The organism is Lysobacter antibioticus HS124 (assembly GCF_000336385.2).
In the GTDB taxonomy this organism is placed as follows: domain Bacteria; phylum Pseudomonadota; class Gammaproteobacteria; order Xanthomonadales; family Xanthomonadaceae; genus Lysobacter; species Lysobacter firmicutimachus.
The window spans coordinates 1-12,763 of sequence record NZ_HG424488.1; the positions used below are offsets into that span (position 1 = coordinate 1).

The window sequence follows — 12,763 nt, forward strand, 5'->3', positions numbered from 1 at the left end:
AGCAGGGCGACGATGCGGACGAATTCTTCGATTTCGGTCAACGCTTCTTCGTCCTCTTCGTCGCCATCGTCCTGCGGCGCGGCCGCGGCCAGCCGGGCCAGGTCGCCCAGGGCCTCGCGGCTTTCTTCCGACAGGTTCGGCGCCGAACCGGCCGAGAGGCCGAAGCCGCCGAGGAAGCCGCGGCACCAGTCGAACAGGGCGCCGCTGCGCTCGGACAGGGAGGCGTCGGCGTCGGGCAGCAGCAGGTCGAAACCGAAGCTGCGATCGCCGAGTTGGGCCGCGCTGGCCAGGCGCAGGCGGTCGAGCGGACCGCGCTCTTCCGGCGTGGCCACGGCCTCGTCGGCCAGCACCTTGGCCGGCCATTCGCGCACCGAGGCGCCGCCGCCGGCCAACCAGCCGCACAAGGCGCCATGCAGTTCGGAGGCGGACGCGCCGAGGGAGAGGCGGCGGCTCTCGGCATCGACGTCGGACAACGCAGGCAGTTCGGTCGCGGCCACAGGCTTCAGGTCGGGGGAGTCGACCGCAGTTTAACAACGCCGGGCCGGGGCGGGCGCGCCGGCGCGGCCGCGTGCGGGCCGCAGCGACGGAACCGGCGATTCCGCCAATCTGCGCCAAACCCGCCGATCCGCGCCCGCCGCGCCGCGTCGGGCCCTGGCGTGAGATCGGGCGCGAAACCGGGCCGCAACGCTTGTTGCCGCCATCGGCGCCTGCCTACACTGCGGCTCTTGCGTCTCCCGCGACGGTGTCCGTGCGTTCCTCTTTCCCCGCCGCCCTGCTGAGCACCGTTTTGTCCGCCCTGCTGCTGTGCACGGCGGCGATGCCGCAACCTGCCGCGGCGACCACCCGCGATTTCTATTTCTCTCGCCTGGGCAGCGACCTGGGGCTGAGCCAGAACTCGGTCACCGCCTTCGCCCAGGACGTGCACGGCTTCGTCTGGGTCGGCACCCAGGGCGGCCTGCACCGTTACGACGGTCAGCGCTACGTCGCTTATCGCCACGACCCGCGCGACCCGGCCAGCCTGCCCGACAGCTACGTCACCGCCCTGGCCCTGGACGGGCAACGGGCGATGTGGATCGGCACTCATTCCGAATACCTGGCCCGGCTCGACCTGGCCAGCGGCAGCATTCATCGCTATGAACCGCCCGACTCGCAGGCCGGGCGCCAGGTGGTCTCGCTGTTGCCCTGGCGCGATTCGCTGCTGATCGGCACCCTCGCCGGCCTGGAACGGATGGACCCGCGCAGCGGCGCGCGCGAGCTGATCCTGGCCCTGCCCGGCGACCTGGCCCGGCAATCGCCGTGGCAGGCCCTGGCCCAGGCCCGCGACGGCAGCGCCTGGTTCGCCAGCGCCGCCGGCCTGCACCGGATCCAGGCCAACGGCAAAGTCGAGCGGATCGGCGCCGGCAAGCCGTTGCGCAGCCTGCTGATCGACCGCCGCGGCCGGCTCTGGGCCGGCGCCGTCGACGGTCTGTACCGCCTCGACGGCCGCACCGGCATCCTGGTCAAGGTCGAGGACGAGGCCTTGGCCGCCCTGCGCGACGCGCGCGCCCTGGTCGAGGCGCCGGACCGGCGGATCTGGATCTCCGGCTACGGCAACGGCCTGTACCGGCACGACCCCGACAGCGGCCAGACCCAGCGCGTGCACGCCGAGCGCGGCATCGACGCGACCCTGCCCGAGGACACCATCGATGCCTTGATGATCGACCACGGCGGCCTGCTCTGGGCCGGCGGCCAGTACCGCGGCGTCGCGGTCGCCGATCCGCGCGGCACCCGCTTCAGCTACGTACTCGATCTGCAGGACCACGACGGCGGCGTCGCCTCCGACGCCAGCATCCGCGGCCTGGCCCAGGACGAGACCGGGGCGTTGTGGATCGCCACCGACAGTCACCGACTGCGCCGCTACGACCTCGGCCACGACCGCTTCGAAGACATTACCGCGCTGCTGCCGCCCGACCTCGCGGCGCGCCGGATCGCCGCGATCGCACGCGAACCGCGCCCGGCCAACGCCCCGGTCACCGCGGTCGAGAAGCTGTGGCTGGCCACCGGCCGCGGCCTGCTGCGCCTGGACCCGGTCAGCCGCCGGATCGAACGCATCGGCCTCGGCGACCAGAACGACATCGCCCTGCGCGCGATCGGCTTCGGTCGCGACGGCAGCGTCTGGCTCGGCAGCGACGATCAGGGCGCGCTGCACTATCGGCCGCAAACCGGCGCCGTGGTCCGCTACCCCTACCGCGAGGGCGATCCCAAGACGTTGAGCCACCCGCGCGTCAACGCGGTGCTGGAAGACCGCCGCGGCCGGGTCTGGATCGGCACCGGCGACGGCCTGGACCTGCTCGACCCGGCCAGCGGCTATCTGCGCCACTACCGTCACGCCATCGACGAAGCCGACAGCCTGCCCGGCAATTTCGTCCGAGCGCTGCACCAGTCGGGCGACGGCACGGTCTGGGTCGGCACCCAGGCCGGCCTGAGCCGGGTGGTCGAATTCCCCGACGGCCGAATCCGCTTCGAGCACCCGCTGGCCCAAGTGCTCGGCGAGCATCCGGTGCCGGTGGTGTTCTCGATCGCCGAGCGCCCTGCCGGACGGCTGTGGCTGGGCACCGATGCCGGCATCCTGCGCTTCGACAGCGGCGCCTCGCTGGTACGCCGCTACGGCCTGGCCGACGGCCTGCAAGACCTGGAATTCAATGCCGGCGCGGTCGCCGGCCTGAACGACGGCCGGCTCGCCTTCGGCGGCGTGCGCGGCCTGAACCTGTTCGACCCGACCCGCATCGCCGACTCGCGCTACACCCCGCCGGTGCGTCTGCTCGGCGCCTGGATCGGCTCGGACACCAGCGCCGGCGCCAGCGTGCTGTGGCAGTCGACCCAGCTCGAGATTCCGGACGGCGCCGGCATCCTGCGCCTGCGCATCGGCGCGCTCGACTACGGCCCCAACAGCGGCATGCGCTATCGCTACCGCATGGAAGGCTTCGACCGCGACTGGGTCGACAACGGCCCACGCCAGGACATCACCTACACCCGCCTGCCGCCGGGCCGCTACCTGTTCCGCGCCCAGTCGACCAACCGCGACGGGGTCTGGAACACCCAGGAGCTGCACATCCCGGTCAGCGTCGACCCGCCGCTGTGGCGGCACCCGCTGGCGATCACCGCCGCCGCCCTGGCGGCCCTGGCCCTGCTGCTCGGCTTCGGCTGGCGCTGGCACCGCGCGCGCCAACGCGAACGCGGCTACTTCGCCCAGATCCGCGAGCGCGAGGAACGCCTGAAACTCGCGCTGTGGGCCTCCGGCGAGCAGTTCTGGGACTACGACCTCAAGCGGCGCGAGCTGCATCGCATGCGCGTCGACGACCAGAACGCGGCCTCGCCGGAGATCGGCGTGCAGGCCGACGTCGCCGACGATCATGAGATCCACCCCGACGACCTGCCGCGGGTGAGCGAGTTGCTGCGCAAGCACCTCGACGGCGACGCCGCACTGTTCCTGTCCGAGCACCGCATGCGCACGCCCAAGGGCGACTGGGGCTGGATCCGCGCCCGCGGCCGGGTGGTCGAACGCGACGCCGAGGGCCAGCCGGTGCGCGTGGCCGGCACCGGCCGCGACGTCACCGCGGTGCGCAGCGCCGAACGCGAACGGCGCATCTCCAGCGAAGTGCTGCGCTCGATGGCCGAAGCGGTGGCGGTGTTCGACCGCGACTTCGTGTTCGTCTCGATCAACCCGGCGTTCTCGCGCATGACCGGCTATCCGGAGCACGAGGTCATCGGCCAGACCACCGGCCTGCTCGACAGCCGCCAGCACGATCCGGAGTTCTACAGCGACATGCGCGACGAGTTGCAGCGCAGCGGCCGCTGGTCGGGCGAAATCTGGCAGCAGCGCAAGGACGGCAACGAATTCCTGTGCTGGCTGCAGGCCTCGATTGTGCTCGACAGCAGCGGCCAGCGCGGCCACTACGTCGCCGTGCTGACCGACATCACCGACCAGAAGCGGGCCGAACAGGAGCTGCGCTACCTGGCCAACTACGACACGCTCACCAGCCTGCCCAACCGCACCCTACTGTCGGAACGGCTGTCGCGGGCGATCGTGCGCGCGCGCCGCCACGGCCACCGCATCGCCCTGCTGTTCCTGGACCTGGACCGGTTCAAGGACATCAACGACTCGCTCGGCCATGCCGCCGGCGACCGCATCCTACGCGCCGCGGCGGTGCGCCTGCAGGAAACCGTCGGCGCCGAACACACCGTCGCCCGCCTCGGCGGCGACGAGTTCACCGTGGTGCTGGAAAACCTGGAGACCCCGGAACAGGCCGAGGAAGTCGCGCGCCGGCTGATCAAGGCCTTCGAGGCGCCGCTGGACTTCGACGAGCGCCACGACGTGGCGATCTCGCCGTCGGTCGGCATCAGCCTCTACCCCGACCATGCCCAGGTGCCGACCGACCTGCTCAAGCACGCCGACACCGCGATGTACCAGGCCAAGGCCGCCGGCCGGCGCACGTTCATGCGCTACACCGAGGCGATGGACATCGAGATCCGCCAGCGCGCGACCATCTCCGCGGCGCTGCGCAAGGTGCTGGACCGCAACGAGCTGCGCCTGGTGTTCCAGCCGCGGCTGTCGCTGCCGGAAGCGCGCATCACCGGGGTGGAGGCGCTGCTGCGCTGGAACAGCGCCGAGTACGGCAACATCCCGCCCTCGCAGTTCATTCCGCTGGCCGAGGAGAGCGGGCTGATCCTGGAGATCGGCGAGTGGGCGATGCGCGAAGCCTGCAGCCGCTTGCGCCAATGGCGCCTGCACGGCCTGGACCAGCTGTCGGTGTCGGTCAACGTCTCGGCGATCCAGTTGCTGCGCGGCGACCTGCCGAAAATGGTGGCGCGCGCGCTCAGCGAAAGCGGCATCCCGCCGTGGCGGCTGGAGCTGGAACTGACCGAGACCGTGGTCATGGCCAACGCCGCGCACACCTCCAACATCATGCAGGCGTTGCGCGAACTCGGCGTGGCCCTGGCGGTGGACGACTTCGGCACCGGCTACTCCTCGCTGGCCTACCTCAAGCGCCTGCCGATCAACACGCTGAAGATCGACAAGGAGTTCATCGGCGACCTGACCCGCGACCCGGACGACGAGGCCATCACCAGCACGGTCATCACCATGGCTCACTCGCTGGGCCTGAACGTCGTGGCCGAGGGCGTGGAACTGGAGGAGCAGATGGAATTCCTGCGCAACCACGGCTGCGACGAAATCCAGGGCTACTGGCTGGCGCGCCCGCTCGAGGCCGACGACTGCCTGGCGTTCATCCAGAAGTGGCAGCCGCCGCAGAGCGTGCGGGCGGTTCGTTGAGGCCGGGATTGGGGATTGGGGATTCGGGATTGGCAAAAAGCCGGGGCGCTGTCCCTGGGTGGGCGCGGCGTTAGCCGCGGCGACGGCGGCGGATGAGGCCGGGCTCGGGGTTGGGTTGGGTTGGGTTGGGTTGGGTTGGGGATCGGCAGTCTCCGGCCTGCGGTCCCCAGTCAGGGTGGCTTGCCCCAACCGCGTCGCATCGGGGGGCGCGAACGCTGCGCGCCCTGCCCCGCCGGATCTCCTGCGGCCCGGTCGCACCGACCCAATCCCGAATCCCCAATCCCGACAACCGCCTTGACCGCCCCCGCCCCGGCCTGCCATCGTGCCGGAATGGATCGCGCCGAACTGATCGCCGAACTGCACTCGCTGGTCGCCCGCGTCGACGAGCTCGGCGAGCGCGTACGCCGGCTCAGCGAGGAAAACCGCAGCCTGCGCCAGCAGCAAGAGCAACTGGTCGGCGAACGCTCCGCCCTGCTGGCCAAGAACGAGCAGGCCCGGACCCGCGTCGAGGCGATGATCGCGCGCCTCAAATCGCTCGAACAGCACACCTGAACGCACCGATGACCAGCGAAGCCGTCAGCATCCGCCTGCTCGATCGCGAGTACACCGTCGGCTGCGAACCCGCCGAGCGCGAGGAATTGCTCGCCGCCGCGCGCATGCTCGACAGCAAGATGCGCGAGATCCGCGGCAGCAACCGCATGGCCGCGCTGGATCGGGTCGCGGTGCTGGCGGCGCTGAATTTCGCCCACGAACTGCAGCAGCTGCGTGGCGAAGGCGACCAGCGCGATCGCGAACTCTCGCGCACCCTCGACGAGCTGCACCGCAAGCTCGACAGCCTGTTCGACGCGGCGATCCGCTGATCGCCGTTTGCGGCGTCGTTGCGCCCCGTCCCGTTCATCCGCGCGCGTGCGCGCATCGAGCACATGAATCGCAACGCAGCATCGCCGACGAGCGGGGGCCGCATCGGCGCGGCATGCGCGCTATACTGCGCGCACGTCCTCTGCTGTGCGCGACGGCGTGCGCAAACATTCGCCTTGTCCCTTAATGACGACCACGGGGGCGCAACGGAGGCCCGGAGTGCAAGTCCGCCTCGCAGCGGGAAGCCCGAAGGCCGCCAAGCGTCCCCACTTGAACCCCGGGTTCAAGGTCGTTTCGCACGCATCGTCATTGGCGGAGGACTACTTTTCCCGGAACGGGCGCGACGTCACCCAGCGTGATCTCGCGCCCGTTTCTCTGTGGCCCGTGCGCCGCCCCCAACCAGGACCGAGCGCCGAATGACGGCCGACCGAACGACGCTGCGCCGCGATCTGCGCGCGCAACGGCGCAATCTCGCCGCCCCCGCCCGCATCGCCGGTGCGCAAGCCGTGGCCGCGCGCCTGCTGGCCTTGCCGTTCGCGCCGCGCTCGGGCTATGTCGCCGGCTACTGGGCGATGGACGGCGAAATCGCCCTGCACGCCTGGCAACTGCGCCTGCCGCCGGACTGCGTGTACTGCCTGCCGGTGCTGCACGACGATCTGCGCCTGCGCTTCGCGCCCTGGCGCCCGGGCGATGCGCTCAGCCCGAACCGCTACGGCATTCCCGAGCCGGACCTGGCCGCGACCTCGCTGCTCGAGCCCGAGCAGATGAGCCTGGTGGTGGTGCCGCTGGTCGGCTTCGACCGCCGCGGCCACCGGCTCGGCATGGGCGCCGGCTGGTACGATCGCAGCTTCGCCTTCCGCCAACGCGGCCCGGCGCCGCCATGGCTGGTCGGCGCCGCCTTCGAACTGCAGCGCGTCGACGCGCTCGACGCCGCCGACTGGGACGTCGCCCTCGATGCGGTCTGCACCGAGAGCGCGACCCACGACCACCGCTCCCCTCTGTTCGCCTGACCGAGTTCCGCATGACCGCACGCCGCCGCTACTGGCTGATGAAGTCCGAACCGGACACCTTCTCCATCGACGACCTGCAACGCGTCGGCGTCGAACCCTGGAACGGCGTACGCAATTACCAGGCGCGCAACTTCATGCGCGACGGCATGAAAGTCGGCGACGGCGTGCTGTTCTATCACTCCAACACCGCAGTGCCCGGCATCGTCGGCCTGGCCACGATCGCCGCCGAAGCCTATCCGGACCCGACCCAGTTCGACCCCAAGTCCGACTACTACGACGCCAAGAGCTCGCGCGAGGACCCGCGCTGGCTGCTGGTGGACGTCGCCTTCGAGCGCAAGCTCAAGCGCACCATCGCCCTGGACGAGATCAAGGCCCGCGCCGACGACCTCGGCGAAGACTTCGCCCTCACCCGCCGCGGCAACCGCCTGTCGGTGCTGCCGGTGACGGCGGCGCAGTGGAAGTTATTGCTGGCCATGGAGTGAGGCCGGGATTCGGGAGTGGGGATTCGGGATTCGCAACAGCGGTTCCGCCTCGACTGAATCGCGCTCGCTCTGTTCCGTTTTTTTCCGATCCCCAATTCCGAATCCCCAATCCCCAATCCCCAATCCCCAATCCCATGTCCGAATCCAAACGCCTGGCCGGCGAAAAAGCCATCGACTATATCGAAGACGGCATGATCGTCGGCGTCGGCACCGGGTCCACGGTCGCCTACTTCATCGAGGCCCTGGGCCGGGTCAAGCAGCGCATCAAGGGCGCGGTGTCGAGCTCGGAGCAGAGCACCGCGCGGTTGCAGGCGCTCGGCATCGAAGTGCTGGACCTCAACGCCACCGGACCGCTGTCGCTGTACGTCGACGGCGCCGACGAATGCGATCCGCACAAGCGCCTGATCAAAGGCGGCGGCGCCGCGCTGACCCGCGAGAAGATCATCGCCGAAGCCAGCGCCAAGTTCGTCTGCATCGTCGATCCGGCCAAGCGCGTCGACGTGCTCGGCCGCTTCCCGCTGCCGGTGGAGGTCATTCCGATGGCGCGCAGCCTGGTCGCACGCGAGATCCTGGCCATGACCCGCGGCCAGCCGGTGTGGCGCCAGGACGCCGCCGGCAACGGCGTGGTCACCGACAACGGCAACGTCATCCTCGACATCCACGGCCTGGCGATCACCGATCCGGTGGCGATGGAATCGGCGATCAACCAGATCCCCGGCGTGGTCAGCGTCGGCCTGTTCGCGCGCCGCCCCGCCGACGTGGTCATCGTCGGCGGCGAGCCGCCGCTGGTGCTGTAAACCCGGCGTTTCAGGGGCCGTGGCGATTGCGCCGCGGCCCTCGCCCCCAGCGGGTCGGCCGCGCGCTCGGACAAGCACCTTAACCGCTGATCCGAAAACGGTCCTAGCCGCTGCGACGCGGTCCGGCGAAGCTGCGCCTCCCTCCTTGCCGACGACCTGCACGCGCCGAATGGAAGCGCGATACTGCATCCCCATGCGTGGCTCGCCGCCATGACCCTGCGCTGCCTGTTCGTCGACTTCAATTCCTACTTCGCCTCGGTCGAGCAGTTCGACCGGGAGGAATTGCGCGACCGCCCGGTCGGCGTGGTGCCGGTCATGGCCGCCACCACCTGCTGCATCGCCGCCAGCCGCGAGGCCAAGGTCCACGGGGTCAAGACCGGCACGCCGGTGCACGAGGCGCTGCGGCTGTGCCCCGACATCCGGATCGTCCAGGCGCGACCGGCGCGCTATGTCGAATTGCACCATCGCCTGATCGCGGCGATCCAGGACTGCATTCCGATCGACGGCAAGCCGCTGTCGATCGACGAGGTGGCCTGCCGGCTGATCGGCCGCGAACGCCAGCGCGAGAATGCCGTCGCGATCGCGCACAAGATCAAGCAGACCCTGATCGACCGAGGCCTCAGCCCGGCGATCCGCTGCTCGATCGGCATCGCCCCCAACACCTTCCTGGCCAAGACCGCTTCCGATCTCGATAAGGTCGACGGCCTGACCGTGATCGAACTGGACGACTTGCCGCGGGCACTGCATGGCCTGGCCTTGCACGATCTGTGCGGAGTCGGCCCGTCGATGCTGCAACGCCTCAACGACGCCGGCATCGACAGCGTCGAACAACTCGCCGCGGCGCCGCGCGAACGGCTCAAGGCGATCTGGGGCGGCATCGAGGGCGAACGCTTCTGGGCCCAGTTGCGCGGCATCGAGCCGCCGTCGCGGCAACGCAGCGCCGTGGGCTCGGTCGGTCATTCGCACGTGCTCGACCCGCAGATGCGCACGGCCGAAGGCATGCGCTCGGTGCTGTTCAAACTGCTCGCCAAGGCCGCCATGCGCCTGCGGCAGGAGCAATGCCAGGCGCGCGGCCTGAGCCTGCACGTGCGTTTCGTCGGTCGCGAACAGCGCTACAGCCGGGATCTGTCCTTCGCTGCGCTCGACGACACGCCGACCTTGCTGCAACTGATGGCCGGTGCGCTGGAGCCGCTGCTGCGCGCTGCCGCCAGCGGCCGCTGGCCGGTCAAACGGCACCCGCCGCTGTCGGTGGCGGTATCGCTGATCGACCTGCAGCTCAACGCCGGCGAGACCGCCTCGCTGTTTTCCGAACGCCAGCGCTCGCGCGAACTGACCCGCGTGCTCGACCAGATCAACCAGCGCTATGGCAATAACCGCCTGTATTTCGGCGCGATGCAGGACGCGCTGGCGCAGGGCGCCGCGCCGATGCGGATTCCGTTCCAGCACATCCCCGACGAAGCCAGCGAAGCCGATCTCGGCGCCGCGGCCCTGGTCGCTGATCCGAGCATGGACGAACTGTGGCTGCAGCGCGAACGGCAGTTCAAGGCGATGGCCGAGAACGCCCATCGGCAGACACGCGAACGCACGTCCTCCGCAACCCGACCGGCGGCAGCGACACCGCCCGCACCGACGCCGCCGGGCCACCAACCCTCCGGCGTCGGCGGCTGGGTGCGCAAGCGGCGCAAAGACGAAGGCCATGGCCCCGGCACGACCGGCTCCTTGTTTTGAACCTCGGCGTTCTTGGATGCTTTCGCCCCATGCAACGGCGCACCCGATCCTTTCCCGCTCGCCACGACCCAAGCCAGTGCAGCGCCGAGTGGCTAGGGGCGAGGTCGTCAATCGCCCGCGCGCCCTCACCCGCCCCTTCTCCCGCAAGCGGGAGAAGGGTGCGGCAGCGGCGACTTCGTAGGATCTGTTCGATCCTTTAGCGCCCCTCTCCCGCTTGCGGCGATCGAAGGACGTGCAAAGCTGATCGGGCTGGGACGAGGCAGAGTTACGCCTCGACCGCGACGAACCCGCCCGTCTGACGCTTCCACAGCCGCGCATACAGCCCGTCGCGCGCGATCAGTTGCTCGTGGGTGCCGGTCTCGATGATGCGCCCCTGGTCCATCACCACCAGCCGGTCCATCCGCGCGATGGTCGACAGGCGATGCGCGATCGCGATCACCGTCTTGCCTTCCATCAGCGTCTCCAGACTGTCCTGGATCGCCGCCTCGGCCTCCGAATCCAGCGCCGAGGTCGCCTCGTCGAGGATCAGGATCGGCGCGTTCTTCAACAGCACCCGCGCGATCGCGATGCGTTGACGCTGACCGCCCGACAGCTTCACCCCGCGTTCGCCGACCAGAGCGTCGTAGCCTTCGCGACCTTCGCCATCGATCAAGCGCGGAATGAATTCATCCGCCCGCGCCCGCCGCACCGCTGCGAACATCTCCTCCTCGCTGGCATCCGGACGGCCGTACAGCAGGTTGTCGCGGATCGAGCGATGCAGCAGCGAGGTGTCCTGGGTGACCACGCCGATCTGCGAACGCAGGCTTTCCTGGGTCACGCCGGCGATGTCCTGGCCGTCGATCAGGATCCGGCCGCGCTCCAGGTCGTACAAGCGCAACAGGATGTTCATCAGGGTCGACTTGCCCGCGCCCGAGGGCCCGACCAGGCCGATCTTCTCGCCCGGTTTGACCGTCAAGTCCAGGTCCGCGATCAGGCCGCTGTCCTGGCCGTAGTGGAAGTGCACGTTCTCGAAGCGCACGCTGCCTTCGCGCACGGCCAAAGGCTGAGCATCCTGCCGGTCGACCACGGTCAGCGGCCGCGAAATGGTCTCGATGCCGTCCTGCACGGTGCCGATGTCCTCGAAGATGCCGTTCACCGTCCACATGATCCAGCCCGACATGTTGTGGATCCGGATCACCAGGCCGGTCGCCAACGCGATCGCGCCGACGCTGATCGCGCCGCGATGCCACAGCCACAGCGCCAGGCCGCAGGTGCCGACGATCAGCAGACCGTTGAGCGCGGTGATGCTGACGCCCATCAGCGTGGTCATGCGGGTCATGTCGCGCGAGCGCTGGGTCTGCTCGAGCATGGCCTCGGCCACGTATTGCTCCTCGCGTCGCGAGTGCGCGAACAACTTCAGCGTGGCGACGTTGCTGTAGCCGTCGACGATGCGCCCCATCAATTTGGAACGCGCATCCGACGCACGCCAGGAGCGCTGCTTCACCCGCGGCACGAAGTAGCGCAGCAGGCCGATGTAGACCACGATCCAGGCCACCAGCGGCGCCGCCAGCCACGCATCGGCCTGAGCGAACAGATAGATCGCCGAGCCCGAATAGACGACCACGTACCACAGCGCATCGAAGGCCTGGGTGGTCGACTCGCGTAACGACGGGCCGGTCTGCATGATCCGGTTGGCGACGCGGCCGGCGAAGTCGTTCTGGAAGAAGCTCATGCTCTGCTTGAGCATGTAGCGGTGGGTCTGCCAACGCACCAGATTGGTCATGCTCGGATGCACGGTCTGGTTCAACAACAGGTCGTGCAGGCCCAGGCACAGCGGCCGTGCGATCAGCATCACCGCCGCCATCCACAGCAACTCGCTGCCGTGACGCGCGAACAACTCCGCAGCCGGCGTGGTGTTGACCAGGTCCACTACCTTGCCGAGGTAGTCGAACATCACCACCTCGACGATGGCGACGAAGAAACCGACCACGGTCAGCACTGCGAATACCGGCCAGGCTTGGCGGATGAAATGCCAATAGAACGCCGCGACCGTGCGCGGGGGCATGGCCTCGGGGGCCGGACGGAACGGATCGATCAAGGATTCGAACCAACGAAAGATCATCATGGCGATACGCCTTTACGAACTTGGAAAGACTCCCGTGCGCGACGCGCGCCTGCGCCGGAGGGCATGGGCACGGACGCGAGGGCCTGCGGCGCCAACGGGCGCCGAGTAGTCGGATACGGGGAGTGAGGCGGCGGACGAGCGCGCGATCCAGGGCCAGAACAGCCCCGGGCGGCGATCGATCGGCCGGACGCGGCGCGGGCTTCGCCCGCAACCGCAAGCGCCGACTTAGCGGCGGACCTTGCCGGTGATTGTGAACTTCATCGTGCTTCTCCTTGCTCGTTTGGAGCTGGCGTATCCCGCGGTGTCGCCGGATACGGAGGGTCCGACGCGCGGATCGCTATGGGCAACTCGAGGCAAGTCTAGCTCGCCTTCTTCCTGGCAGGCATCCGTCCAAAGTCGGTGGTCGCTGGCGAGCGCGTTGCGTCGGCGCCGCCCCGGGTCGATCGTCTTGAAGCGGCCAAACTGATTGCGAG

At 69.3% G+C, this 12,763-nt stretch carries 10 protein-coding genes and 1 other RNA gene; 8 read left to right on the top strand and 3 right to left on the bottom strand.

Annotated elements, in window-relative coordinates; all coding sequences use genetic code 11:
• A partial coding sequence (locus TX83_RS09530; RefSeq protein ID WP_064747710.1) for a UPF0149 family protein occupies window positions 1-497 on the bottom strand: 497 nt, incomplete at its 3' end.
• A 251-nt stretch (window positions 498-748) separates the two neighbouring features.
• Here TX83_RS09530 and TX83_RS09535 point away from each other — a divergent pair.
• The 8 genes from TX83_RS09535 (at window position 749) to TX83_RS09570 (ending at window position 10,186) form a co-directional block, all read left to right on the top strand.
• On the top strand, window positions 749-5,311 hold the full coding sequence (locus tag TX83_RS09535; RefSeq protein WP_141233448.1) for an EAL domain-containing protein: 4,563 nt from the start codon (window positions 749-751) through the stop codon (window positions 5,309-5,311).
• A 330-nt stretch (window positions 5,312-5,641) separates the two neighbouring features.
• Complete coding sequence (locus TX83_RS09540) at window positions 5,642-5,863, top strand: TIGR02449 family protein (RefSeq protein ID WP_064747712.1); 222 nt, start codon at window positions 5,642-5,644, stop codon at window positions 5,861-5,863.
• Between the two features lie 8 nt (window positions 5,864-5,871).
• Complete coding sequence (locus tag TX83_RS09545; protein WP_064747713.1) at window positions 5,872-6,171, top strand: cell division protein ZapA; 300 nt, start codon at window positions 5,872-5,874, stop codon at window positions 6,169-6,171.
• Between the two features lie 134 nt (window positions 6,172-6,305).
• A non-coding RNA gene (gene ssrS, locus TX83_RS09550) (6S RNA) lies at window positions 6,306-6,492 on the top strand.
• A gap of 93 nt (window positions 6,493-6,585) precedes the next feature.
• Window positions 6,586-7,179 (top strand): 5-formyltetrahydrofolate cyclo-ligase, encoded by a 594-nt coding sequence (locus TX83_RS09555; RefSeq protein WP_064747714.1) that lies wholly within the window; start codon window positions 6,586-6,588, stop codon window positions 7,177-7,179.
• A gap of 11 nt (window positions 7,180-7,190) precedes the next feature.
• Window positions 7,191-7,661, top strand: a complete 471-nt coding sequence (locus TX83_RS09560) for an EVE domain-containing protein (RefSeq protein WP_064747715.1) — start codon at window positions 7,191-7,193, stop codon at window positions 7,659-7,661.
• A gap of 134 nt (window positions 7,662-7,795) precedes the next feature.
• Window positions 7,796-8,458 (top strand): ribose-5-phosphate isomerase RpiA, encoded by a 663-nt coding sequence (gene rpiA, locus TX83_RS09565; RefSeq protein ID WP_064747716.1) that lies wholly within the window; start codon window positions 7,796-7,798, stop codon window positions 8,456-8,458.
• A 210-nt stretch (window positions 8,459-8,668) separates the two neighbouring features.
• Window positions 8,669-10,186 (top strand): DNA polymerase Y family protein, encoded by a 1,518-nt coding sequence (locus TX83_RS09570; protein WP_075575089.1) that lies wholly within the window; start codon window positions 8,669-8,671, stop codon window positions 10,184-10,186.
• Between the two features lie 265 nt (window positions 10,187-10,451).
• Here the strand turns inward: TX83_RS09570 and TX83_RS09575 are convergent, their stop codons facing one another.
• Window positions 10,452-12,284, bottom strand: coding sequence for an ABC transporter ATP-binding protein (locus tag TX83_RS09575; RefSeq protein ID WP_141233449.1), 1,833 nt, complete (start codon window positions 12,282-12,284; stop codon window positions 10,452-10,454).
• Window positions 12,285-12,515: 231 nt separating this feature from the next.
• A partial coding sequence (locus TX83_RS23670; RefSeq protein WP_222423750.1) for a hypothetical protein occupies window positions 12,516-12,763 on the bottom strand: 248 nt, incomplete at its 5' end.